Origin of the sequence: Streptomyces sp. 135 (assembly GCF_020026305.1) — a bacterium.
Classification (GTDB): domain Bacteria; phylum Actinomycetota; class Actinomycetes; order Streptomycetales; family Streptomycetaceae; genus Streptomyces.
The window spans coordinates 5,759,084-5,784,292 of record NZ_CP075691.1 but is presented as its reverse complement, the minus strand read 5'-3'; the positions used below and the strand labels follow the sequence as shown (position 1 = coordinate 5,784,292).

The following is a 25,209-nucleotide window of genomic DNA, read 5'->3' as shown; positions in this document are numbered from 1 at the left end:
AGCCTATCGAAGGAAGGTTCTTTGGCGACATAGGGCGCACAGGAGGCGCACGATGCGTGTCGTAAGCCCCCTGTGCCACCCCTCGTATACGGCCGGAGGCTTACGCCCGCGGCCGGCGGGTCACGCCAGGCCGAGGCGCTCGGCGGCGGTGGCCGCGTCGACCGGGACGGTGACCGGCTGCGGGGCGCCGGCGACGGCCCAGTCGGGGTCCTTCAGGCCGTTTCCGGTCACGGTGCAGACGATCTTCTGTCCCTTGTCGACCAGGCCCTGTTCGGCGGCCTTCAGCAGACCGGCGACCGAGGCGGCCGACGCGGGCTCCACGAAGACACCCTCCTGGGACGCCAACAGCTTGTAGGCGCGCAGGATCTCACGGTCCGTCACCTCGTCGATGAAACCGCCGGACTCGTCGCGCGCGGCGAGCGCGTACTGCCACGACGCGGGGTTGCCGATGCGAATCGCGGTGGCGATCGTCGAGGGGTCCTTGACGATCTCGCCGCGCACGATGGGCGCCGAACCGGAGGCCTGGAAGCCCCACATCCGGGGGGCACGGGTCGACACCGAGTCGGCGGCGTACTCCTTGTAGCCCTTCCAGTAGGCCGTGATGTTGCCGGCGTTGCCGACGGGAAGGACGTGGATGTCGGGGGCGTCGCCGAGGGCGTCCACGATCTCGAACGAGGCGGTCTTCTGGCCCTCGATGCGGAACGGGTTGACCGAATTGACGAGCGCGACCGGGTAGTTCTCGGAGAGGGCGCGCGCGAGGTTCAGGCAGTCGTCGAAGTTGCCGTCGACCTGGAGGATCTTCGAGCCGTAGACGAGCGCCTGGCCCATCTTGCCGAGCGCGATCTTGCCCTGCGGCACGAGGACGGCGCAGACCATGCCCGCCCGTACGGCGTAGGCGGCCGCGGAGGCCGACGTGTTGCCGGTGGAGGCGCAGATGACGGCCTTCGCGCCCTCCTCCTTGGCCTTGGTGATCGCCATGGTCATGCCGCGGTCCTTGAAGGACCCGGTGGGGTTCGCGCCCTCGACCTTGAGGTGGACCTCGCAGCCCGTGCGCTCCGAGAGCACCTGCGCGGGCACGAGCGGCGTGCCGCCCTCGCGAAGCGTCACGACCGGCGTGGTGTCCGAGACCGGCAGACGCTCCCGGTACTCCTCGATGATTCCGCGCCACTGGTGGCTCATTACTGCCTACTCCCCTTCAACCCGCATGATGCTGGCGACACCACGCACGGTGTCGAGTCTGCGCAGCGCGTCGACGGTGCCGGTGAGGGCGGCGTCGGGCGCGCGATGGGTGACGACGACGAGGGAGGCCTCGCCGTCCTTGCCCGTCTGACGGACCGTATCGATCGATACGCCGTGCTCGGCGAAGACCGTCGCGACCTGGGCGAGGACGCCCGGCTTGTCGGCCACGTCGAGGCTGATGTGGTAGCGCGTGACGACCTCGCCCATGGAGCCCACGGGCAGCTGCGTGTACGCGGAGTCGCCGGGTCCGGTGGTCTCGGCGAGCTTGTTGCGGCAGACGGCCACGAGGTCGCCGAGGACAGCGGAGGCGGTGGGCGAGCCACCGGCGCCGGGCCCGTAGAACATCAGCTGTCCCGCGGCCTCCGCCTCGACGAAGACGGCGTTGTACGCCTCGCGGACCGACGCCAGCGGGTGGCTGAGCGGAATCATCGCGGGATGCACGCGCGCGGTCACGGAGCCGCCGTCGGCGGCCCGCTCGCAGATGGCGAGGAGCTTGATGGTGCAGCCCATGCGCTTCGCGGACGCGAAGTCGGCGGCGGTCACCTCGGTCATGCCCTCGCGGTAGACGTCGTCGAGGCGTACGCGCGTGTGGAACGCGATGCCGGCGAGGATCGCGGCCTTGGCGGCGGCGTCGAAGCCCTCGACGTCGGCGGTGGGGTCGGCCTCGGCGTACCCGAGCGCGGTGGCCTCGTCGAGCGCTTCCTGATACCCGGCACCGGTGGTGTCCATGGCATCGAGGATGAAGTTCGTCGTCCCGTTCACGATGCCGAGAACGCGGTTGACCTTGTCACCGGCGAGCGACTCGCGCAGCGGCCTGATCAGCGGAATGGCACCGGCGACGGCGGCCTCGTAGTACAGGTCACGCCCGTGCTCGACGGCGGCCTCGTGCAGCGCGGCGCCGTCCTGCGCGATGAGCGCCTTGTTCGCGGAGACGACGGAGGCGCCGTGCTCGAAGGCGGTGGTGATGAGGGTCCGAGCGGGCTCGATGCCGCCGATGACCTCGACGATGACGTCAATGTCACCGCGTTTGACCAGCGCGGTCGCGTCGGTGGTGATGAGCTCCGGGTCGATCCCCTCGCGCACCTTGGAGGGGCGGCGGACGGCGACCCCGGCGAGCTCCACCGGGGCGCCGATCCTCGCTGTGAGGTCGTCGGCGTGCGTCGTCATGATGCGCGCCACCTCTGAGCCGACAACCCCACAGCCCAGCAGCGCCACCTTCAGCGGACGCGTACGCATCATCCGACCTCACTTCTCATACATCTACAGTGGGACCAGTCTCACCCACCGGAACGGACTTTCCGTCCATTGTCCGAATGGTGAGACATCTATTCCATATTTTTCATCATCCGACATCCAGGCGCAGGAGGTCTTCCTCCGTCTCACGCCGGACGATCACCCGCGCCGCACCGTCGTCGACGGCGACGACGGGCGGGCGAAGAGCGTGGTTGTAGTTGCTCGCCATCGAGCGGCAGTACGCGCCGGTCGCGGGCACGGCGATCAGGTCACCGGGCGCGAGATCGGCCGGCAGGAAGGCATCGCGTACGACGATGTCGCCACTCTCACAGTGCTTGCCGACCACGCGCACCAGCATGGGCTCGGCGTCGGAGCGGCGGGAGACCAGGGCGACGGTGTACTCGGCGTCGTAGAGCGCGGTACGGATGTTGTCGGACATACCGCCGTCCACGGAGACGTACGTACGCAGTCCTTCGAGGGGCTTGATGGTGCCGACCTCGTAGAGCGTGAAGGCGGTCGGGCCGACGATGGCGCGGCCGGGCTCGACGGAGATGCGGGGCGTGCGGAGGTTCGCGGCGGCGCACTCGCGCGTCACGATCTCGTTCAGCGCCTTGGCGATCTCGTGCGGCTCACGCGGGTCGTCGTCCGAGGTGTAGGCGATGCCGAGGCCGCCGCCGAGGTCGATCTCGGGGAGCTCGACGCCGTGCTCGTCGCGCACCTCGGCGAGCAGCTGCACGACGCGCCGCGCGGAGACCTCGAAGCCGGCCATGTCGAAGATCTGCGACCCGATGTGGGAGTGGATCCCGATCAGCTCGATCCCGTCGAGCTTGAGGGCGCGCCGCACGGCCTCCGCGGCCTGCCCCCCTGCCAGCGCGATCCCGAACTTCTGGTCCTCGTGCGCGGTGGCGATGAACTCGTGGGTGTGCGCTTCGACGCCCACCGTCACGCGGATCTGCACGGGCTGGCGCCGGCCGAGCCGCTCGGCGATGTGCGAGACGCGCACGATCTCCTGGAAGGAGTCGAGCACGATGCGGCCGACGCCGGCCGCGACGGCCCGCTCGATCTCCTCCTCGCTCTTGTTGTTGCCGTGGAAGGCGATGCGCTCGGCGGGCATGCCGGCGCCGAGGGCGGTGGCGAGCTCACCGCCGCTGCACACGTCGAGGTTCAGCCCTTCCTCGTGCAGCCACCGCACGACGGCCCGCGAGAGGAAGGCCTTGCCGGCGTAGAAGACGTCGGCGTCGGTGCCGAAGGCGTCGCGCCAGGCGCGGCAGCGGGCACGGAAGTCGGCCTCGTCGACGAAGTACGCGGGGGTGCCGAACTCCTCGGCCAGGCGCGTCACTTCGATGCCGCCCATGCTGAGGACGCCCTCGGGGGTACGGGTGGCGGTGCGGGACCAGACCTTGGCGTCCAGGGCGTTGAGATCGGTCGGCGGCGCGCTGTAGTGGCCCTCGGGCAGCACGTCGGCGTGGCGGGGTCCTGCGGGGTGTGCGGAGCGGCTCATGGCTCGTATGTCTCGTCTCTCACGGGTGACACGCGGGACTCGTGGCTCGCGGGCGTCGCGGGTGGCGCTGGCGTCGCGGGGGGCGCTGGCGTCGCGGGGGTCACGGATGTCATGGGTGTCACAGATGTCACAGGTGTTCAGGTGCGCTGATGCCGAGCAGGGACAGGCCACCGGCGAGCACCGCCCCGGCGGCTTCGGCGAGCGCGAGCCGGGCGCGGTGGGTGGCCGAGGGTTTCTCGTCACCGCGGGGTAGAACGGCGTGCTGGTACGCAAGCAGCGCGTCGGCGGTGACGACGAGATGCCGGGCGAGGCGGTCCGGGGCGCGGTGGTGGGCGGCGGCGGCGAGGACGGGGGGGTGGTCGGCGAGGGCGGCGAGGAGGTCTTGCGCGTGCTGTACGTCCCCGGGGTGGGCGTCGAAGCCGAGGGCGGCGGCGTTGCGGGTGAGGGCGCGGCAGCGGGCGTGGGCGTACCGCACGCGGAAGAGGGGGTTGCTCTCGCGCTGGGTGAGGTGTTCGGCGACGTCGTCGTGGCCGGGGTGGGGCGGGGGTGGCGGCGCCCGGCGTCACCGCTGGGGGAACGGGGCGGCCGGGGTGAGGCGGGGGTGGTCGTGGGCGGCGGGGTGCAGCAGGGCCCAGCGGGCGGCGTCGCGGCCGAGGGGGAGGGGGTCGGCGGGGCGGGCACGGGCCGGAGGGTGGGGAGCGGCTGCGGCGGGATGCCGTACGCGTCGACGCGCACCCCGAGGATGTCCACCCACCGCGGGTCGGGGGCGGCGTCGCAGGTGACCCGGACGAGGGCGCCCTGGGAGCGCAGGACGCGGCGGGCGGCGTCGGCGACGACGACGGCGCGGACTTCGTGGGGGGCGTGGATCTGGGCGAGCTGCCCGGTGTCGGGGTGGACGTGCCCGTAGCAGCGGCCGCGCGCGAGGACGTCGCGCACGAGGGCTTCGGCGGGCGACTGGGCGAGGGTGATGTTGAGGAACCCGGGCCCGGTGATGTCGACCCCCGCGATCCCGGCTTCGGCGGCGAGCCGCGGGGCCACGGCTTCGGCGACCTGCCTGGGCGTGCGGCCGGCGGCGCGGGCGATCTGGAGGGCGACGTTGGTGGCGTAGTCCCCGCGGCCTCCTGGCCGGGGCCGCTCCACTCCCACCTTCTCCGGCACGGCCACGCTGAGCTCGCCCGCGTCAACGGCATGACGCGTGGCACGCAGCACGGTGCGGGAGAGTTCGGCGGGGGTCACGGGTCAAGCGTAGGGGAGGAGGGGGGTGGGTCGGCGACTTGGTTTCCCGGTGGTCTTGGGATGTGGACGGGGGTGGGCTTCGCCTGGGTGTGTGTGAGGGGGCGGGGGCTTGGCTGGCGGTGTGCAGGGCTGGCTTCGGGTGGCGGGGTGATCGGGCCAAGCACATGGCGTGCCGCAAGGCGGTGGTGGTGGTGCGCGTCGGATGATCACGGGGCGCCACTGCCCTGTCCTCCCCGCTAGCCACGCCCCAGCCACCGCTCGCCGGACCCCCGCCCCGCTCGACAGGGCCAGGGCATCATCATCCGGCCCGAACCCGAACGGTCAGCCCCCCATACGGGCCGGACGGCCCGACGGTCCAGGCCTGCCCGGGGTGGGTCTCAGGCACCGGGCTGCGTGGCCCGCTCCGCTTCGCCGACGAGACCCGTACCGTCGCCGTCCCCACCACGGCAACCGTCGTCGCCCAACGACCCGCGCCGCCCCACGCGCTCCATCAACTGCCGCACGGTCCCGACCAGTTCGCCGGGCTCGAAAGGCTTGGCGAGAAACGCGTCGACGCCGACTTCGAGGCCGCTCTCGACCTCGTACTGCGTACACGCGCTGACGATGACGACGGGCAGATGCCGGGTCCGAGCGTCGGCACGCAGCCGGGCGGCGGTCCGCAGACCGTCGAGCCGGGGCATCACGACGTCGAGGGTGACCACGTCGGGCTGGACCTGGTGCACGACGTCCAGACACTCGGCACCATCAGCCGCGGTCACGACCTCGAAGCCCTCCAGCTCGAGGTTGACCCTGATCAGTTGCCGAATGACCTTGTTGTCGTCCACAACAAGCACACGGCCGGGCGCGCCTGACACAACTCGAGAGTAGGTCCACGCCCACCGCCGCGTCCCGGTTTTCCCCACTTCCGCCCCGTGCGAGGCGCGGGGGCCGCGGGCCCGGGATCCACGAGGTCCGGGCCGGCCCCGCCGCGGCCGCCCGGGACCCCGAAATACCTGTTCATGGAGAGCCCCGGAGAGCTGGTAGGGTTCTACCCGTCGCCGCGCAACCGCGACGATACGCCCCCGTAGCTCAGGGGATAGAGCAACGGCCTCCGGAGCCGTGTGCGCAGGTTCGAATCCTGCCGGGGGCACCTCGTAGTAGGTGCCCAAAGACCCCGCCATCAGCGGCTTCGCTGAGGACGGGGTCTTCGCGTGTGCGGCCCTGGGCGTTCTCGTCGAAGATCACGCCCGCCTCTATGAGGCAGGCGCTTCGCGGGTTCGCGGGCTGCGTCAGTCGGCGTTCGGCCATTCCTCCGGATGAGCACGCCGCTCCGGGGCGCTCTCTCGCTCGGCTTGTCGAGCGTTCTCTTCTCTCAGGGTCGTCAACCAAAGCCAGAGATCCGGCACCAGCTGTGCGGGACAGGCGAGACGGTGCCCTAGCGGCACCGCTGGAGCTGATCCGGTGGGCGCACCCCGTAGGCGGACTACGATTCCCATGGGGAGACGTCACAGGTCGCGAGGCCGACGAGCAAGACATCCACATCGGAGGGGGCCGCTCCTTGCGCGCGCAAGAGATCACCTTTTTAAAGCTCGTTCAAGGGGAGAAGCAGTTCCAGGTTCCTCTCTACCAGCGGACTTACAGCTGGACACGGAAGCAGTTGGAACGGCTGTGGGACGACCTGATCGACCTGACCGAGCAGCAGCTCGAAGGAGGCAGTCCCGCTTCCCACTTCCTCGGCTCGGTCGTGCTTGCCCCAGGGCAGTTGCAGGCCGGAGGAGTACAGCGTTGGCTCGTCGTGGACGGGCAACAGCGGCTCACCACCCTCATGTTGGCCTTTGCTGCCTTGCGCGACCACATCAGGGATTCGGCAGCCGAGGGGTCCGTCCGGATCGCCGACCGCATCCATCGCCAGTACCTCGTCAATGAGTTCCTGGAGGGGGACGAGCACTTCCGGCTGCTTCCTACGCAAGCCGACCGGGCCTCCTTCGGGGCCTGCATCTCCAACAGCCCCCGTTCGGGCGGCGCCGACAACATCGGGGCCTCTTATCGCTTCTTCCGGGGCGTGCTGGCGAGCGGGCAGGACCAGTACGGCGAGGGGTGGACGGCCTCGGTGGAGATCGTCCTGCGGGACCTGCTCTCCATCGTGGAGATCACCGCCGAGCGCGGCGACAACGTCTACCGGATCTTCGAGTCGATCAACAACACCGGCGTCGGTCTGAGCCAGAGTGATCTGCTCCGGAACTACGTGTTCATGCTGCTCCCCGGCCGGGGCGAGCGCGTGTACGCACAGTTGTGGCTGCCCATGCAGCAGCAGCTCGGGCCGAAGAACCTGGAGCTCCTCGTCTGGCTCGACCTCGTTGTCCGCGGTGAGAGCAAGACGAAGCAGACCGACATCTACCGTGTCCAGCAGCAGCGGCTGGAGCCGCTGGCGGGGAACGAAGAGGCGCTGGAGAAAGAGATCGGCGAGCTCGCTCGGCGCGCAGAGCTGCTGCGGCGGATCCTCGACCCCGGCCTGGAGCCGCATGACGAACTGCGCCGACAGCTGCGCCACCTCGCCGACTGGGGCGGCCGCATTCACTATCCGATCGCACTCCACCTGCTCGACCTCGTGGACTCGGGGCGTGCTGGGGCCGACGAGGTCGCGGAGGCCCTTTCGTACGTGGAGGGCTTCCTCGTCCGCCGCATGCTGTGTCAGGCCAGCACCCAGAGTCTGAACCGGCTCTTCATGTCGATGCCGGGCGACATGGAGTCCGACCGGTCGCCCGCCGAGGCGGTCCAGCGTTACCTCCTGGGCCGGCGCCGCGGCTGGCCCACCGACGCTGAGGTCGCCGAGGGGATCCGGAGCAAGCCGTTCTACTGGAACGGGCAAGCCCAGCAGCGCGCCTACGTTCTGCGGCGGTTGGAGGAGAGCTACGGCTCGACGGAGCCCGTCGACTTCGACAAGGCCAAGCTCACGGTGGAACACGTGCTCCCGCAGCGGCCGGCTCAGGCCTGGCTCGACATCCTCGCCGAGGACGCGGACGACGGCCAGACGCCTCAAGACCTGCACGATCTGCTCGTGCACACCTTGGGGAACCTGACGCTGTCGGCCGAGAACTCCAAGCTGTCCAATCACCCCTTCGAGCGGAAGCAGCAGATCCTGGAGGCGAGTTCGCTCCGCATGAACCAGGAGATCGCTGCCACGCGCCGGTGGGGCCGCAAGGAGATCCTGAAACGTGCCGGCAACCTGGCGGCGCGGGCCATCTCCCTGTGGCCCGGCCCCCAAGGGGAGCAGCGCGTGGACAGCGAGGAGTGGTCGGGGTGGGCCGATCTGCGTGCCGCACTGATCGCCATGCCCGCCGGTACGTGGACCACCTACGGGGACATCGCCGAGTTGATCGGCAGCCATCCCGTGCCGGTCGGCAACTTTCTCGCCACGAAATCCGGGGTGCACGGGGCGTACCGGGTCCTGACCGCCGCAGGCCGGGTCTCCGGGTCGTTCCGCTGGTCGAAGGACGAACATGGCGGCAGCCCTCTCTCACTCCTGCACGCGGAGGGGGTTCCGTTCGACGCCAGTGGCAAAGCGCGCAGTTCGCACCGCCTGACCGCGGAAGATCTCGCTTCGCTGTTGGGCAAGGAGGTGCCCGAGACCGAGACGTCGAGTGGCTCCTCGAATGCGGCGGCCACGAACATGACGATCGACGCGCGCGGCACGCGCTTCACCGAACTGCTCCGGGCAAACCGACCTGACGCTGCGGAAGCCATCCTGGCCTTCCTCAGGGCGTGGGAAGGGCTCGCCCCCGGATGCCACCTCGACTACGGGAAGGCGACCGAGACCAGTTGCTTCCTGATGCTGCGCAAGAAGTCCTCGTCCCGTGCCGCTGCCATCTGGCCGTTCACTCTCTATCCCGTGTTCGGCACGGTTGAAGTCGTATTCCAGTACATGCGCTCCAGGCCGCCTTTCGACGACAGCGGGCTACGTCAGGACTTCATGTCCCGGCTGAATGCCATCCCGGGTATCGAACTGGCGGAGGCGAAGCTTGAACTGCGGCCGTCGTTCCCTCTTGAGGTGCTGGCGAACCGGCCCGAGGAACTTCTCGGCGTCATGTCTTGGTTCGTCCAGCAAGTCACTGCGCACGAGCCGTCTGAGGAGCAGGAGAAGTTCTCCCTCTGATGCCACCAGTGGCTGGGCGGCTAGATGACGCCCAGGCCGCGGCGTGCGAGGCGTTTCAGGGCTCGGGAGAAGTCGTCCACCGCGTCGCCCAGTTCCCTGTACAGGGCGCGGACCGAGATGTGGGCGTCCGGGGCCAGGGTGCGCGCGCCGCGGGCCTGGTGGGGAGTCGGAGGGGGGCAGGCCGCCCAGTGACGGAAACAGGCCGGGGCCTTGGCTCCACCAAAGGTGAGGTGAAGGCGTGGAGTTCCGTCTGCGGTCGCCACCGCCCCGATGACCATGCCGCCCAGGCCGATCCACGCCACCGGTATTTCGGACTGGGCCACCAGCTCCCCTCAGCCAGGAAGGGGCGTCAGGGCGTCGCGGCCTGTCGTTCCGCCATGCGCTGGAATTCGCCCAAGTCGTAGTTGGCCAAGGTCGAGTCCAGGTTGGTGAGGGCTCCCAGGTGTTCCACGAAGCCCTGGGGGTCGTACTCGATCTGGAGGGTGACTCGGCTCTCCGTGTCGCTGAGGCGGTGGAAGGTGACGACGCCCGCGTGGTGGACGCCCTCCGTGGTGCGCCAGGCGATCCGTTCGCCCGGGATGACCTCCGTGAGTTCGGCCACGAAGCTCTTGTCCGCGCCGGGCAGCGAGACCTGCCAGGCGAAGGTGCTTCCGTCGATGCGCTGCACGTGCTTCACGTGGCTCAGGAATACCGGCCAGCGCTCCACGTCTTCCCAAAGTGCCCAGCTCACAGCCACGGGTGCCTTGATGTCGACGGCTTCTAGCAGTGAGGATGCCATCGGGTTTCCGCTCCTTCGGTCGTGGTGTGGTTGGCGTGTGCGGTTCGGGGTGGGGTGCCCTGTTTTCGTTCCAGTACCCCAAGGCCTCCCGGAAAACCTCGTCCTCCGCCGCGTTCGTCCGGCATGCTGGCCCGCGGCAGTGGACCGGTCGGCGGTTCGCTGCGGTACAGGAAAGGAGGGCGCGCTCGTGGGCGACTGGATACGTTGCTGCCATCCCGCACCCGACGCCGGGGTCCGTCTGATCGTCTTCCCGCACGCCGGGGGTTCCGTCAGCGCCTATCACGCGCTGTCGGCCGCCGTGTCGGGAGGCGTGGAGCCGCTGATCGTGCAGTACCCGGGGCGTCAGGACCGGTTCGGTGAGCCGTTCGCCGCGGGGGCGGACGAGATCGTCGACGCCGTGCTCGGCGAACTGGCCTCGGAGGCGGGCACCGCGCCCCTCGCCCTGTTCGGGCACAGCATGGGCGCCCTCCTGGCGTTCGAGGCCGCGCGGCGACTGGAGAGCGGGGGGCGGCCTCCGGTGGCCCTGTTCCTCTCCGGCAGGGCGGCTCCCTCGCTGGCCGGGCGGACCGCCGCCAAGCGCGCCGTGCGTGACATGAACGACGCGGAACTCATCGAGGAGATGCGGAAGTTGGCGGGCACGGCCGACGAACTCCTCGCCTCCCCCGAGCTGCTGTCCATCTTCCTGCCGCCGATGCGCGCCGACTACCAGATCGTCGACGACTACGTCTATCGCGAAGGGCCCCCGCTGAGTTGTCCCGTCGTCGTCCTGACCGGTGACGACGATCCCCGCGTCACTCCCGACGAGGCCCGCGCCTGGGAGAGCGAGACGCGGGGCGGCTTCTCCTGCCATGTGCTGGCCGGTGGGCACTTCTTCCTGGACGCCCATCTGCCCTACGTCGCCGGTGTCGTCGCCTCCTCGCTGTCCGATCGGGAGACGATGACGGCTCCGTAGCCGTCAGCGGCGGGGCCCGGCCCGGGGCCCCGCGGCTACTCCGCCTCGAACTCCGCCAGGAGTGCGTCCAGGGAGTCCTCCGCCCCGGCCGCTTTCTCCGTTTCCTGCGCTTCCTTCGACTCGACGATGCGTGCTGCCAGTTCCTGGAGGGTCAGTTCCTCCAGGAACAGCGTGATCGGTACGTCGATGCCGAAGTCGTCGCGGAGCCTGCCGACCAGGTGGACGGCCGTCAGTGAGTCGCCGCCCGCCGAGAAGTACGTCGTCTCCGGGGCCGGCGGGGTCTTGTCGTCCAGGCCCAGCGCCTCGGCCAGCAGGGCGGAGACGGCTCGGGTGAGGTCGTTCCGGGCGGCAACCGCCGGCCCGGTGCCCTCGGGCGCGTCGGTGCGGGCCGTCGTGCCCGGCCGCGGCAGCGTCAGGGCGCCGAAGCTCCGGGGTTCGAACGGGTACGTCGGCAGGCTCACCCGGCGGGCGCCGGGCGCCGGTTCCGGCCACGGGACCGAGCCGCCCTTCAGCCACAGCTCGCCCAGTTCGCGCAGTTCGCGGAGCCCGTCCGTTTCGGGGTCCTCCTCCCGGTTGTCCGCGGGGCGGCCCTCCGCGAGCGCCGTCAGCCGGTCGGCCGCCTGCTCCGGGTGCGCGGCCAGGACGTACGCCCGTACGTCCAAAGGGGTGCGGGCGGTGCGGAGGGTGTGCGCGGTGTCGGTGAGGGAGGGGGCGTCGGGGGCGCGCAGAGCCGTCGCGAGCCGGGCCGCCAGGGTGGTGAGCGCCTCCTCCGTGCGGGCCGACAGGGGGAGGATCTCCGTCGTCGCGGGGCGCGGTGCCTGCGGGGCGGTGGGTGTGGGGCGGTCCGGGGCCTGCTCCAGGACGACGTGGACGTTCGTACCGCCGATGCCGAGGGAGCTCACTCCCGCGCGGCGCGGGCCTTCGGCGGGGCGTGGCCAGGGGGCCGTGCGGTTCACGACGCGGAACGGCGTGGCGTTCAGGGCGAGTTCGGGGTGGGGCGTGGTGAGGTTGACGGTGGGGGCCAGTGTGGCGTGTTCCAGCATGAGGACCGCCTTGATGAACGAGGCGACGCCCGCGGCCGCGTCCAGGTGGCCGATGTTCGACTTCACGGAGCCGATGCCGATGGGGGTGTCCGGCGCGCCGCCCGTCCTGAACGCCGCGGTGGCCGCCGCCAGTTCGATGCGGTCGCCCAGCTCCGTGGCCGTGCCGTGCGTCTCCACGTACTGCGCCGCCGAGGGGGCGAGGCCCGCCGCCGACCAGGCCTCGACGATCGCCGCCGTCTGCTGTTCGACGCCGGGGGCGGTGAAGCCGACCTTCGTGGCGCCGTCGTTGGTCAGGGCGCTGCCGCGCAGGACCGCGCGGACCGGGTCGCCGTCGGCGAGCGCGTCCGACAGGCGGCGCAGCACGACGACGCCGACGCCGCTGCCCGGCACGGTGCCGCCCGCCCGATCGTCGAAGGGGCGGCAGCGGCCGTCGGGCGAGAAGATGCCGCCCGCGTGGTGGACGTACCCCTGCCTGCGTACGGTGTCGACGCTGACGCCGCCCGCGAGCGCCGTGTCGCACTCGCCGAGGAGCAGCGCCTGCGCGGCTAGGTGTACGGCGGTCAGCGAGGTCGAGCAGGCCGACTGCACGGTCAGGCTCGGACCTTCGAGGCCGAGGCGGTAGGAGATCCAGGGGGCGAGGAACTCCCGGTCGGTGAGGATGCGGACCTGCATCGCGCCGAGGGACGCGGCGAGGGCGCGGTCGGTCTGGGCGGCCAGCATGTGCTCGGTGGGGCTGCCGCCGACGTACACGCCGGTACGGGCGGTGACGGCGAGCGGGTCCTGGCCCGCGTCCTCCAGGGCGGCCCAGGCGGTCTCCAGGAGGAGGCGGTGCTGGGGGTCGAGGGCGGCCGCCTCGGTGCGGTTGAAGCCGAAGAGGTCGGCGTCGAAGCGGTCGGCGCCGGCGAGGTAGCCCTTGACGGGGATGTACTCGGGACGGCGCGGTTCCTCGGGGTCGGCGCCGTCGGCCAGCAGCTCGGCCTCCGTGAAGTCGGTGAGGGAGCAGACGCCGTCGCGGAGGTTCGCCCAGTACGTGTGCAGGTCGGGGGCGCCGGGGAAGCGGCCGCTCATCCCTACGACCGCGATCGCGATCGCCGAGTCGGTGTCGGTGTCGGCTTCGGCTTCGAAGCCGAGGTCGGGGTCGAGGGCGAGCTCGTCGGCCTTGCGTGCTGGCTCGGTCATCGTGACGTGCCCTTTCTGGAGCGACTGGAGCGGAGCCGCTGTGCGGCGGCGTTCTGACGGGCACGGCGCTCGCCGCCCCGGCGCTCGGCCGCCGTGGCGGTGGCGGGGGCGTCTGCCGTGGCCCTGTCGGAGGCCCGGTCGAGGTGGGCCGCGATCGAGGCGACGGTCGGGTGGCGGAAGAGGTCGACCAGGGTGAGGTCCGGGGCGGCCCCGTGCCCCTCGGCGGCCGGGTCGCGCAGGGCGTCCAGGACGCTCAGCAGCCGCACCGAATTGCCGCCCAGTTCGAAGAAGTTGTCGTCCACGCCCACCTGGTCCAGGGTCAGCGCGCGGGCCCATACGCCCGCCACGCGCCGCTCGGTGGGAGTGCGCGCGGCGACGTACGTACGACGTGACGCGCGCCGCTGAGCACCCGGTGCGGGCAGGCGGGCCCTGTCGATCTTGCCGGAGCGGTTGAGGGGCAGCTCGTCGAGGTGGACGTAGACCTCGGGGAGCATGTAGCCGGGGAGGCGTTCGGCGAGGTGGGCGCGGAGGTCCTCGTCGGAGGCGGTGGCGCCGGGCCGGTGGACGACGTACGCGACGAGGCGCTGTTCGGCGCCGTCGCCGTGGACGGCCGCGGCCGCGACCGCGACGTCCGGGGAGCCCGCGAGCAGGGCCTCGATCTCGCCGAGTTCGATGCGGATGCCCCGCAGTTTCACCTGGGAGTCCGAGCGGCCGAGGTAGTGGAGGCGGCCCCGCGCGTCGACGCGGGCGAGGTCGCCCGTGCGGTACATGCGGGCGCCCGGCGGGCCGTACGGGTCGGCGACGAAGCGTTCGGCGGTCAGGGCGGGGCGGCCGATGTAGCCGCGGGCCAGCGGGGCGCCCGCGATGTAGACCTCGCCCGTCACGCCGGTGGGCACCGTGCGCAGGCGGGCGTCCAGGACGTGGACGCGGGCGCCCGGCACGGGGGTGCCGATCACCACGGGCTCGCCGGGTTCGAGGGCGGCGGTGGTGGCGTAGACGGTGGCCTCGCTCGGTCCGTACGCGTTGACGATGCGGCGGCCCGGCGCGCTGAGCCGCTCGACGAGTTCGGCGGGGCAGGGCTCGCCGCCGACGGCGAGCGTACGGAGGTGGGGCAGCCGTCCGTCGGCGGCGGGGCCGCCCGAGGTGTCCGGCAGCAGCATCGCGGCGGACGGCGGCAGGACCACGTACGTGATGCGGGAGTCCCGCAGGCGGGCGTGGAGGGCGTCGCCGAGGCGTTCGTCGTCGCGGGCGATGTGCAGTTCGGCGCCCGCGACCCAGGGGAAGAACAGGTCGGACACGGCGACGTCGAAGGCGAAGGACACGAACTGGAGGACGCGGTCCTCGGCGGTGACGGGGAACGCGTGGCGGACGGCTCCGGTGAGGTTGGCGAGCGCGCGGTGCTCCACGGCGACGCCCTTCGGGACGCCGGTGGAGCCTGAGGTGAACAGGACGTAGGCGAGGTCTTGGGGGGTGGGGGCGGATGTGGATGTGGATGTGGGGGTGGCTGTCGGGGACGGGGGCGGGGCCAATGCCGGTGACGGGGCGGGCCCCGTGTCCTCAGGGGCGTCCGCGCGTAGGCGCGGGATGCCCAGCTTCTCCCCTTGGGACTCCGTCTCCGCCGCCGTGATCAGCAGCCCCGTGCCGGACGTCTCGGTCATGTGTGCGAGGCGGGCGTGTGGGTGGGCCTGGTCCAGGGGGACGTACGCGCCACCCGCGCGCAGGACGGCCAGCGCCGCGACGCCCATCTCGGGCGAGCGGGGCAGCAGCAGGCCGACCCGGAAGCCTGGGCGTACGCCCGCCGCGCGCAGCCGGTCCGCCAACGCGTCCGCCTCGGCGAGGAGTTCGCGGTAGGTGAGCCGTACGTCGCCGCAGACCAGGGCGGTGGCGTCGGGCCGGGCGGCGGCGACGTCGGCGATCAGGTCGGGCACCAGCCGGTCGGTGGGCGCGGCCTCGGCGGTGCGGTCGGCGGCCGTGACGGCGCGGCGGCGCTCGTCCGCCGGGACCGCGTCGAGGGTGGAGAGCGGGGCGTCGGGGTGGGTGAGGGCGGCGTCGAGGAGCGTCCGGAAGGTGCGTACCCAGGCGCGGACGGTGGCGGCCTCGAAGAGGTCGCTGCGGTAGATGAACTGGGCGGCGAGGGGGGTGGGCTGTTCGGTGTGGCGGCCGGTGTCCTCTCCGGTGGTCCCTCCCCAGCGTTCGACGTGCAGGTGAAAGTCGAACTTGGCTGTGTCCAGGGCCAGTTCGACGCGCTCGACCCTGGCGCCCGCCAGCGCGAGGGAGAGTTCCGTGTCGTCGTCGTAGGCGAAGACCAGTTGCACCACCGGGTCGTGGCTCGTGTCGCGGGTCGGGGCGAGGGTGTCCACGACGGTCTCGAACGGCGCGTCCTGGTACGGCTGTCCGGCCAGCAGCTCCGCGCGGATCCGGCCGATCAGCTCGCCGTACGAGGGATCGCCGGACAGGTCGACGCGGAGCGCCAGGGTGTTGGTCAGCATGCCGGCCATCTCCTGGAGCTCGGGGCGGTCGCGCCCGGAGACGGGGAAGCCGATGACCAGGTCGTCGCGGCCCGTCAGGCGTCCGAGGAACGCGGCGTACGCGGCGAACAGCGCCATGAACGGTGTGGCGCTCCGGGCCCGCGCCGCCTCGGCCAGGCGTGCCCGGAGCCCCGCGTCGAGCAGGAACCGTTCGCTGCCGCCCGCCGCCGAACGCACCGCCGGGCGCGGCCGGTCCAGGGGTAGCGAGACGACCTCGGGGGCGCCGCGCAGCCGCCCGGCCCAGTGGGCGACTGCTTCGGCGTAGGCGCCTTCGGCCTGGCGTTCGCGCTGCCAGGCGGCGAAGTCCGGGTACTGGAGGGGGAGTTCGGGCAGCGGGGGCGCCGCCCCTCCCGCCGCCTCTGTCGCGGTTTCGTACGCCGTCGACAGGTCCCGCAGGATGACGCCGAGGGACCAGCCGTCGCAGATCAGGTGGTGGGCGACGAGCAGTACGCGGTGACTGCCGTCATCGACGGTGTACACCGTGCAGCGCAGCAGCGGTCCTGTCGCCGGGTCGAAGGGGCGGGCCGCGTCGGTACGCATCCGTGCGTCCGCCTCGGATGCCGGTACGTCCTTCTCGACCGTGAGGTGCGCGCGGCCGGTGGCGGAGACGATCTGCGCCCGCGTGCCGTCGGCGGCGATGCGGAAGACGGTGCGCAGGGCTTCGTGGCGGGCCACGACGGCGTCCAGGGCGCGGGTGAGGGCGCCGAGGTCGAAGGGGCCGTGCACGGTGAAGGCGGCGGGGACGTTGTACTGGGCGGTGCCGGGGTTCATCCGGTCCAGGACGAGGAGGCGGCTCTGGGCGTCGGAGAGGGGGAACTCGTACTCCTCGCCGGTGGAGGCCGTCGGGACGGGCTCGGGGGTGGTGTCGGCCGGGTGCGGTGCGTCCACTGGGTTCACTCTCCCTGGAGGGGGGCTTGGGGGCGGCCGGTGAGGGTGGATTCGAGGGTGGCGGCGATGTGTGCGGCCGGGGCCGCGTGGAGTACTTCGGCGTGGGCGCAGGCCAGTTCGTGGACGTCGACCGCCGTGGCGGCGCGGCGCCAGGCCGCGGCCTTCTCCTCCGTGGGGATGGCCTCGGGGTCGCGGGTGGCGGCGAAGAGGGTCACGGTGCCGTCGTAGGAGGACGGGACCCAACTCCTGCCGATGACCACGTGGTGGGCGATCGCTTCGGCGAGCGCGGCGAGGCGGTGGTCGCCGATGCCCGCCAGCGCGGCTCCGTCCTCGCGGAGGATGCGCCGGGCCTCCGCCTCGACGACGGCCGGTGCGAGCGGGGTGCGGACTGCCTCCGGCGGCTTCGGCATGGCGTCCACCACGGCGAGCAGCGCGACCTCCTCGCCGGACGCGCGCAGCCGCACCGCCATCTCGTGGGCCACGGGGCCGCCGAAGGATGTGCCGAGGAGGAGGTAGGGGCCGCGGGGCCGTACGGTACGGATGCGGGTCAGGTACTGGTCCGCCAACTCGGCAACGGAATCCGGGAGTTGTGCTGGGCCGCCCTCCCCGGCTGCCGAGAGGGCCGGGGTCTGGAGGGCGTAGACCGGGCGGTCCGGGGCGAGGTGGGGCAGCAGGGCCGTGTACGCCCAGCTCACGCCGAGCCCCGGGTGCACGCAGAAGAGGGGGGCGCGGTCGCCGTCCGCGCGAAGGGCGAGCAGCGGGGCCAGGCTCTCCGCGCCGCCGGGTGCGAGGCGCCCGCGTGCGGAATCGCCGGGCCCGGCCGTGTCCAGGCGGGCGATGAGCCGCGCGGGCGTCGGAGCCGCGAAGAGGGCGGCCACGGGGACCCGTACGCCCCAGGCCTCTTCGATCCGCCCGGCCAGGCGCAGCGCGCTCAGCGAGTGGCCGCCGGACGCGAAGAAGTCGGTGCGGGCCGGCTCCGTAGCGCCGCCGGCCTGCCGGAGGGCGCACGGCCCGCGGGCCCAGGCGTGGGGGCAGGTGCGGGCGGCGGTCCGCCGCAGGGTGGGGCCGGCCGGGGCCGGGCAAGCGCGGCCGGTCGGCCGCCGCCGGGGGCCAGCCGGCCCGGCGTCTCGCGGCGACCAGGCGGGTCTGGGGCAGGACGTCAGTGCCGCCTCCACCTCCGCCGGTTCGACGCGGAAGCCGCGGATCTTGAGCTGGTCGTCCGCGCGGCCCGCGAAGACGAGGGTGCCCTCGGGGGTTCTGCGGGCCAGGTCGCCCGTGCGGTACATGCGGGTGCCGGGCGCGCCGTGAGGGTCGGGCACGAAGCGTTCGGCGGTGGCGGCCGCGCGTCCGAGGTAGCCGTGGGCGAGTCCGGCTCCCGCGAGGTACACCTCCCCCGCGCAGCCGTCCGGCACCGGGCGCAGCCGGGCGTCGAGGAGGTGGACGCGGGTGCCGTCCAGCGGGCGGCCGATGGGCGGCGCGCCGCTCGGGGCGGGCCCGGTCACGCGGTGGGCCGTCGCGAACACCGTGGCCTCGGTGGGGCCGTAGCCGTTCACGACCACCGTGCCGGGGCAGTGGCGCCTGACGCGGCGCACCGCTTCGGCGTCCACGACGTCACCGCCGGTCCACACCTCGCGCAGCCCGCGCAACGACCCGGGTGCCAGCTCCGCGACCGTGCGGAACAGCTCCGCCGTGAGCCACAGCGCCGTCACGCGCCGCTCGGGCAGCACCCGCGCCAGCAGGGCGGGGGTCACCGGCCCGGCGGGGCAGACCACGACCGTGCCGCCGTTCAGGAGCGGCACCCATATCTCGTAGGTGGCGGCGTCGAACGTATGCGGGCTGTGCAGCAGCACCCGGTGGTGCGCTCCCGAGCCGTCCGCGCCCCCGAAGCACCTGTCCGCGGCCAGGTCCGCGATGGCCCGCTGCGGGACCACGACCGCCTTGGGCTCACCGCTCGACCCGGACGTGTACATCACGCACGCCGGGGCCTCGGGATGCGGCGCGACGGCCGGGGGTGCCGCGGACTCCGCGGACTCCGGCGAGCGGCCGCGTACGGCCATGGGGCGCACCCCGGCGGGCAGCGGCACGGACGGCTCCCCCTCCGTCAGGACCAGCCCCGCCGACGCCCCGTCCAGCAGACGCGCGAGCCGCTCCGCCGGCTGGGCCGGGTCCAGCGGCAGCCAGCACGCCCCCGCCTTGAGCACCGCCAGCTGCGCCACGACCAGCGACGGCGAACGGCTCAGCAGCAGGGCCACCGTGGAGCCCGGTGCCACGCCCGCGGCGGTGAGGCGGCGCGCCAGGCGGTCCGATTCCGCGGCGAGCGCGGCGTACGTGAGGACGTCGTCGCCGCTCTCCACGGCGGGCGCGTCCGGCGTACGGGCCGCCTGCGCGGCGAACCGCCCGGTCACGGTGGCGGGGCCGGGCAGTGGCGCCGCCGGGGCGCCCGCGGACCGCGCGAGCAGCCGCCGGTGCTCCTCCTCGGGGAGTACGTCGATCCGGTCCACCGGCGTCGCGAGGTCCCCCGCCAGCTGTTCGAAGGCCCGTACGACGCGTGCGGCGACCACCGCCGCGTCGAGGCCGTGCCGGCAGCCCACCGACAGGAACAGCCGCTCCCCCGCGACGACGGCGAGCGTCACGGGGTAGTGCGTGGCATCGCGTACGTCCGTGACGCGCACGGTGTCGGGGCCGTCGTCCCCCGGCTCCCGCGATCCGCGCGGGAAGTTCTCGAAGGCGAGGACCGAGTCGAAGAGTTCCCCGGACGCAGCCGCCTCCGCCATCCGCCGCACGTCCGCGAGCCGCACGTGGTGGTAGGGCGCCAGGCGCGCCTGCTCGTCCTGGATCCGGGTCAGCAGCTCCCCGACCGTCTCGCCGTCGCGCAGCCGCACCCGTACCGGCAGCGTGTTGATGAACAGGCCCACCATCTCCCCCGCCCCGGGCAGGTCGTGCGGGCGGCCCGCGACGACGCCGCCGAAGACCAGGTCCCGGCCGCCGGTCAGCCGGGCGAGCACCAGGGCCCAGGCGGCCTGCGTGACGGTGTTGAGGGTGACGCCCGCCTCGGCGGCGCGCCGGGAGAGCGCGGCGGTCAGCTCGGCGGTGAGGTGCAGCCGTGCGGTGTCCGGTGCTCCTTCCTCGCCACCGGTATCCGGCGGCTCCGGCGGCTCCGGTGACTGCGTTGACTGCGGCGGCACGAGCGGTGCCGGCCGTTCCAGGTCCGCGAGCGCCTCGCGCCAGGCCACCTCCGCGAGGCCCTGGTCCTGGCGGCTCAGCCACAGCGCGTACTGCCGGTAGGGCACGGCGGGCGGCAGGGGCCTGCCGGTGACCAGTGCCGCGAGGTCCCGCTCCAGGACCGGGACGGACCAGCCGTCGAGCAGGATGTGGTGGAAGGAGAGGACGAGTTCGCCTCCGGTGTCGTGCCGCACGAACAGGGCGCGGACGGCCGGCGGACGTGCCAGGTCGAAGCGGCCCGCACGGTCCTCGGCCAGCAACTCCTCCGTAGCGGACGCCACTTCGGCCGCCGCGCGCCCGGTCAGGTCGGCCTCCTTCCAGGGCAGCGCGACCTTGTGCGGGATCACCTGCACGGGGCGGTCGAGGCGTTCGTGCCGGAAGCAGGCGCGCAGGTTGGGGTGCCGGTCCAGGAGCGCGGCGAGCGCGCCCCGTACCGTCTCGGCGGTGAGCCCGGGGCCGATGCGGAAGCGGGCCTGGACCAGGTACGGGTCGGGGCCCTCGCCGTCACGTACGGCGTGGAAGAGCAGCCCTTCCTGGACCGGGGTGAGCGGCAGGACGTCGGCGATGCGCCCGCTCATCGGCCATCCTCCGATTCCGCCCCCGGCGCGGGGAGACCGTCCGCCGGTTTTGCCCCCGGTGCAGGGAGACCGTCCGCCGGTTCCGCCTCCAGCTCGGGGAGGTCGGCCAAGCCGCCCTCCAGCATGGCCAGTTGGTCCGCCGACAGGTCCACCAGCGGGAAGTCCGACGGCGTGGCGCCGACCGGGCCGCCCTCCTCCGTCTCCCGGACGAGTACGGCGACGGCCTCGCGCCACAGCCGGGCCAGCTCCCGCACCTCACCCTCCGCGATGACCCCTTCGGCGTACGAGAACGTCGCTTCGAGGCGCAGCCCGTCCGGGCCCTCCATGGCGAGGGCGTCGATCTCGACCGCGTGGCCGAGCGGTACGGCGCCGGGGCCCGCGTCGAGCAGTTCACCGCCGCCCGCGTCCCGGGCGTTGAGCCGGCCGAGGTAGTTGAACCGCACGTCCGGGACGGGGAGTTCGGCGAGGAGCGGGGCGGTGTCCGGGTTGAGGTGGCGCAGGAGACCCCAGCCGATGCCGCCGTCGGGCACGGACCGCAGCTGCTCCTTCACCGCCTTGAGCGCCTCGACGGCCGCGCCCTTGCCCGTTCGGTCGGCGCCGGGTGCGGCCGTGTACAGGAGGACCGGGTACTGCGTCGTGAACCAGCCGACCGTCCGCGACACGTCCGCCGGTGCCGACAGCGCTTCCCGGCCGTGCCCTTCGAGGTGCACGAGCAGACGGGTGCCGGTGCCCCGGTGGCGTACGGCCGCCGAGGCAAGCGCGGTGAGGAGCACCGCGTCGGGTCCGCAGTTGAACGCGGCGGGCAGCGTGGTGAGCGCGGCCTCGGTGAGGGCCGCGGGCAGCTCGACGGTGACGGCCGCCCGGCGGGATCCGGCGCCCGGCCCGCGGCGAACCGCGCGTCGTCCGCCGCCGCCAGCCGGTCCTGCCACCACGCCGCCTCCGCCACGCGTTCGGGGCGCACGGCCTCCTCGGCGAGCAGCCCGGCCCACCGGTGGAAGGAGGTCGCCGGGGCGGCTGCCGCGTCGGAGGGGACGCCGCTGAGCGCGGCCGCCACTTCCGGCCCGATGACCCGCCACGAGACGCCGTCGACGGCCAGGTGGTGCAGGGTCAGGAGCAGCAGGCCCCGCCGCACAGGACCGGCGTCCAGCCAGACGGCGCGCAACATCTCGCCGTCCTCCGGGGCGAGACGGATCGCGGCCGCCAACTTCCCGGCTCTGGCGCGTGCTTCGGCCTCGTCGGCCACTTCTACGCGTTCGATGCCGACGCCCGGCGGCACCTCATCGGCCACCTCCATCTCGGCCTCCGGTGCCAGCAGCCGCATCCGGAGCGCGCCATGGCGCCGCGTGAGCCCGCGCACCGCGGCCTCGATCCGCTCCCGGTCCGTGCCGGGCGGCACGGGGAACGCCATCGACTGCGTGAACGCCCAAGGGTCGCCGCCGAGTTCACGCCACCACCGCATGACGGGCGTGAGCGGGAAGCGGCCGACACCGGTGTCCGACGCGTCCGGGCCGCTGCCGTCCGAGGACCGCGCGTGGAGGGCCAGTTGTGCGGGCGTACGGAGGGTGAACACGTCGCGCGGTGCGAGGACGAGGCCGGCCGCCGAGGCCTGGCCCGCGAGCTGGATGGCCATGATGCTGTCGCCGCCGAGCCGGAAGAAGTCGTCGTCGGCGCCCACCTCGTCGACACCGAGGACGCGCGCGTAGAGGCCGCACAGCTCCTTCTCGCGGGCGGAGGCCGGGGCCCGCGTCGCCGCGGCCGCCCGGGGTGCGGGCAGGGCGGCCCGGTCGAGCTTCCCGCTGCGGGTCAGGGGCAGTTCGGGCAGCTCCACGACGTCCGAGGGCACCATGTGCGCGGGCAGCAGCGTGGCGGCGTACGCGAGGAGGGCGGTCGGGTCGACGGTGTGGCCGGGGGCGGGCACGGCGTAGCCGGTCAGCTGGGGGCGGCCGTCGGCGTCCTCGCGTACGGCCGCGGTCGCCCGCGCCACCGAGGGGTGCCGGGTGAGGGCGTCGGCGATCTCGCCGGGTTCGATGCGCAGGCCGCGCAGCTTGATCTGGTCGTCGGTGCGGCCCAGGTAGTGGAGGGTGCCGTCGTCGTCGCGGTACGCCAGGTCGCCCGTGCGGTACATGCGGGAACCGGGCGGTCCGTAGGGGTCGGCGACGAAGCGTTCGGCGGTGGCGCCCGGCCGGTTGAGGTAGCCGCGGGCCAGGCCCGCCGAGGAGAGGTACAGCTCGCCCGCGACCCCGGTGGGGACGGGCCGCAGCCGTGCGTCGAGGACGTGGGCGGCGGTGCCCGGGACCGGGGTGCCGAGGGGCGGCGCGGTGCCGTCGCCGGTCAGGGGGCCGGACAGGGTGGCGGCGACGGTGGCCTCGGTGGGGCCGTACGCGTTGTGGAGGCGGCGCCCGGCGACGGCCCAGCGGGCCACGAGGCCGGGCGGGCAGGCCTCGGCGCCGACGGCGAGCGCGCGCAGCGCCGGGTAGGGGGCGTCGGGCACGGTCGCGAGGACGGACGGCGGCACCATGGCGCAGGAGATCCGCCGCTCGGCGAGGACCGCGCCGAGGCCATCCCCCGCGAGGGGCCCCGGCGGCGGCACGACGAGGGTGGCGCCTGGTCCGAAGGCCATGCACATCTCGGCGACGGAGATGTCGAACGCCGGTGAGCCGAGCTGGAGGACCCGCGCGCCGGCGTCCAGGGCGAAACGGTCCACGAGGCCGCGGGTGAGCGCGGCGACCCCGGCGTGGGTGACGACGACGCCCTTGGGGGTGCCGGTGGAGCCCGAGGTGTGGATGACGTAGGCGGCGTGCGCCGGGTCCAGGGGCGCGGGGGTCAGGGGCGCGCCCGCATACGCGTTGTCGTACGCGTCGTCGTCCAGGACGAGGCGGGGCACGTCCGTCGGCGGCAGGACACCGGCGGCGGCCGTGCGCGCGTCGGTGACGAGGAGCGCGGGCGCCGCGTCGTCGAGGACGCGGCGGACACGCTCGGCCGGGTAGTCGGGGTCGACCGGCAGATACGCGGCCCCGGCCCGCTGCACGGCCAGCGCGGCCACCGGGATGTCCGCGCCGCGCCCGAGGGCGAGGGCGACGGTCCGCTCGGGCCCCGCGCCGTGGCGGACCAGGACGCCCGCCAATCGCTCGACCCGGTTTGTCAGTTGGGCGTACGAGAGACGCAGCCCGTCGGCTTCGAGGGCGGGGGCGTCGGGGGTGCGGGCGGCGTGCCGGGCCACCATGTCCGGCAGCGACTCGGGCTCCGGGGCGGCCGGTCCGCGCGCGAGGGCGAGCAGGCGGCGGCGCTCGGCACCCGGCAGCACGTCGAGGTCCCGCAGGGGCGCGGTCGGGTCGGCGATGACGCGCGTGAGCAGGGTCAGATAACTGTCCGCCCAGCGCGTCACCGCGTCAGGGGCGAACAGGTCGGTGCGGATCTCGAAGCTGCCGTCCATGCCGTCGCCGTTGTCCCGCACGACGCCCACCAGGTCGTGTTCGCCGCCGGTGTGGATGCGCTCGGGCTCGGCGAACTCCCGTACGGCGGAGACGCTCGGCTGCTCCGTCAGGTGCATGAACACCCACTGGAAGAGGGGGGAGCGGCCCGCGCTGCGTTCGGGCGCGGCGGCCGAGACGATGCGGCCCACCGGCAGGTCGGCGCCCGCCATGAGGGCGGGGAAGTCGGCGCCGAAGCGGGCGAGGACGTCGGCGAAGGAGTCGTCCTCGGCGATGCGCCAGCGGGTCGGCACGGCGTTCATCACGTAGCCGATGACGTGTTCCAGGCCCTTGGCGGAGCGGTTGGCGACCGGGGTGCCGAGCACCAGGTCGTCGGCGCCGGTGACGCGGTGCGCGAGGACCGCGAAGGCCGTCATGAGGACGACGTACACGGAGGCGCCGCGCTCGCGGGCCAGCGCGCAGACGGCGCGGGTGGTGTCCGCGTCGACGCGGAAGCGGATCTGGACGATGCCGTCCTCGCCACCCGCCTCGGGGTCCCCATGGCCCGGCACGGTCAGCGGGCCCGGTGGGTCGGCGAGGTAGCGGCGCCAGAAGCCGAGGCGGTCGTCGAAGACCCCGGCGGCCTCCAGTTCGCCCTGCCAGGACGCGAAGTCGGCGTACTGGATCGCGGGGCGGGTGAGCTTCGGCTCGGTGCCCTCGCGCACGGCGCGGTACGCCTCGGCGAACTCGCTCTGCAACACGTCGAAGGACCACCAGTCGGTGATGATGTGGTGCAGGCTCAGCATCAGCGTCGTACGGGTGTCGTCGACGCGGACGAAGCGGCCTCGGATGAGCCGGTCGGCGGTGAGGTCGAAGGGGCGGCGGCGGAAGGCGCGGAAGGCCTGTCCGATGGTGGTGCTCGTGCCGCGCAGGTCCTCGCGCTCCAGGACGAAGGGGCCCTCGTCGGGGAAGTCGACGCGCGGGTCGTCCGCCGTGCCGGAGATCCGGGTGCGCAGGATGTCGTGGTGGCTCTGGACGACGGTGAGCGCGGCCTCCAGGCGGGCAGGGTCCACGGGGCCCTCGGCGGCGTCGAAGTGGTAGGCGCAGCAGAGGTTGAGGGCCGGGGTGCCGGGATACAGCGACTCGTACACCCACAGGTCCCGCTGGGCGGGGCTGAGCGGCACGGGTCCGCCGGCGTCCCGGGGCGGGACGACCTGGGGGATCTCCCGGGTGCGGCCGGCTTCGACGAGGCGGCGCATCAGGCGCACGCGCTGCTCGCTGCCAAGGGCG

At 73.2% G+C, this 25,209-nt stretch carries 12 protein-coding genes, 1 tRNA gene and 2 pseudogenes; 3 read left to right on the top strand and 12 right to left on the bottom strand.

Annotation, left to right across the window (positions count from 1 at the left end; all coding sequences use genetic code 11):
- Positions 1–120: 120 nt before the first annotated feature.
- The 5 genes and pseudogenes from thrC to KKZ08_RS26230 form a co-directional block, all read right to left on the bottom strand.
- The gene (thrC, locus tag KKZ08_RS26250; RefSeq protein ID WP_223776770.1) at positions 121–1,179 is read right to left on the bottom strand and encodes a threonine synthase; all 1,059 of its coding nucleotides are present in this window, start codon (positions 1,177–1,179) and stop codon (positions 121–123) included.
- Positions 1,180–1,185: 6 nt separating this feature from the next.
- On the bottom strand, positions 1,186–2,478 hold the full coding sequence (locus KKZ08_RS26245; protein ID WP_223776769.1) for a homoserine dehydrogenase: 1,293 nt from the start codon (positions 2,476–2,478) through the stop codon (positions 1,186–1,188).
- Between the two features lie 103 nt (positions 2,479–2,581).
- Positions 2,582–3,973 carry a diaminopimelate decarboxylase gene (gene lysA, locus KKZ08_RS26240; protein WP_223776768.1) on the bottom strand — a complete coding sequence of 464 codons (1,392 nt, stop codon included), beginning with the start codon at positions 3,971–3,973 and terminating at the stop codon, positions 2,582–2,584.
- A gap of 127 nt (positions 3,974–4,100) precedes the next feature.
- Positions 4,101–5,209: pseudogene (gene nrtL / locus KKZ08_RS26235) on the bottom strand (ArgS-related anticodon-binding protein NrtL).
- Between the two features lie 377 nt (positions 5,210–5,586).
- Complete coding sequence (locus KKZ08_RS26230) at positions 5,587–6,111, bottom strand: response regulator (protein WP_223776767.1); 525 nt, start codon at positions 6,109–6,111, stop codon at positions 5,587–5,589.
- Positions 6,112–6,266: 155 nt separating this feature from the next.
- Between KKZ08_RS26230 and KKZ08_RS26225 the strand changes: the two genes are divergently transcribed.
- A tRNA-Arg gene (locus KKZ08_RS26225) sits at positions 6,267–6,338 on the top strand.
- 261 nt (positions 6,339–6,599) lie between these two features.
- Positions 6,600–9,341, top strand: coding sequence for a DUF262 domain-containing protein (locus KKZ08_RS26220; RefSeq protein WP_223776766.1), 2,742 nt, complete (start codon positions 6,600–6,602; stop codon positions 9,339–9,341).
- A gap of 20 nt (positions 9,342–9,361) precedes the next feature.
- Here KKZ08_RS26220 and KKZ08_RS26215 read toward each other — a convergent pair whose 3' ends face one another.
- Positions 9,362–9,664: a hypothetical protein gene (locus KKZ08_RS26215; RefSeq protein WP_223776765.1), complete on the bottom strand. Its 303-nt coding sequence runs from the start codon at positions 9,662–9,664 to the stop codon at positions 9,362–9,364.
- A gap of 26 nt (positions 9,665–9,690) precedes the next feature.
- Positions 9,691–10,119 (bottom strand): SRPBCC family protein, encoded by a 429-nt coding sequence (locus KKZ08_RS26210; protein WP_223776764.1) that lies wholly within the window; start codon positions 10,117–10,119, stop codon positions 9,691–9,693.
- A 187-nt stretch (positions 10,120–10,306) separates the two neighbouring features.
- Here KKZ08_RS26210 and KKZ08_RS26205 point away from each other — a divergent pair, with 187 nt between their 5' ends.
- On the top strand, positions 10,307–11,071 hold the full coding sequence (locus KKZ08_RS26205; protein WP_223776763.1) for an alpha/beta fold hydrolase: 765 nt from the start codon (positions 10,307–10,309) through the stop codon (positions 11,069–11,071).
- A 35-nt stretch (positions 11,072–11,106) separates the two neighbouring features.
- Here KKZ08_RS26205 and KKZ08_RS26200 read toward each other — a convergent pair whose 3' ends face one another.
- From KKZ08_RS26200 to KKZ08_RS26175, 5 genes and pseudogenes are all read right to left on the bottom strand, one after another.
- Positions 11,107–13,293, bottom strand: coding sequence for a type I polyketide synthase (locus tag KKZ08_RS26200; protein ID WP_223776762.1), 2,187 nt, complete (start codon positions 13,291–13,293; stop codon positions 11,107–11,109).
- Entirely contained in the window at positions 13,290–16,709 is a 3,420-nt protein-coding gene (locus KKZ08_RS26195) for a non-ribosomal peptide synthetase (RefSeq protein ID WP_223776761.1), read from the bottom strand. Before KKZ08_RS26195 ends, KKZ08_RS26200 begins: the two co-directional genes overlap by 4 nt.
- Before the next feature lie 5 nt (positions 16,710–16,714).
- Entirely contained in the window at positions 16,715–20,509 is a 3,795-nt protein-coding gene (locus KKZ08_RS26185; protein ID WP_263303359.1) for an amino acid adenylation domain-containing protein, read from the bottom strand.
- Positions 20,506–21,282, bottom strand: coding sequence for a condensation domain-containing protein (locus tag KKZ08_RS38715; RefSeq protein WP_263303358.1), 777 nt, complete (start codon positions 21,280–21,282; stop codon positions 20,506–20,508). The genes KKZ08_RS26185 and KKZ08_RS38715 overlap by 4 nt, the downstream gene beginning before the upstream one ends.
- Before the next feature lie 146 nt (positions 21,283–21,428).
- Positions 21,429–25,178, bottom strand: a pseudogene (locus KKZ08_RS26175) (amino acid adenylation domain-containing protein); the annotation flags it as partial.
- Between the last annotated feature and the right edge of the window lie 31 nt (positions 25,179–25,209).

What these genes read in the sequence shown, in the direction of transcription:
- lysA (WP_223776768.1), bottom strand. Translation starts at nt 3,973, where the DNA reads ATGAGCCGCTCCGCACACCCCGCAGGACCCCGCCACGCCGACGTGCTG.
- KKZ08_RS26185 (WP_263303359.1), bottom strand. Translation starts at nt 20,509, where the DNA reads ATGAGCGGGCGCATCGCCGACGTCCTGCCGCTCACCCCGGTCCAGGAA.
- KKZ08_RS26200 (WP_223776762.1), bottom strand. Translation starts at nt 13,293, where the DNA reads ATGACCGAGCCAGCACGCAAGGCCGACGAGCTCGCCCTCGACCCCGAC.
- thrC (WP_223776770.1), bottom strand. Translation starts at nt 1,179, where the DNA reads ATGAGCCACCAGTGGCGCGGAATCATCGAGGAGTACCGGGAGCGTCTG.
- KKZ08_RS26210 (WP_223776764.1), bottom strand. Translation starts at nt 10,119, where the DNA reads ATGGCATCCTCACTGCTAGAAGCCGTCGACATCAAGGCACCCGTGGCT.
- KKZ08_RS26245 (WP_223776769.1), bottom strand. Translation starts at nt 2,478, where the DNA reads ATGATGCGTACGCGTCCGCTGAAGGTGGCGCTGCTGGGCTGTGGGGTT.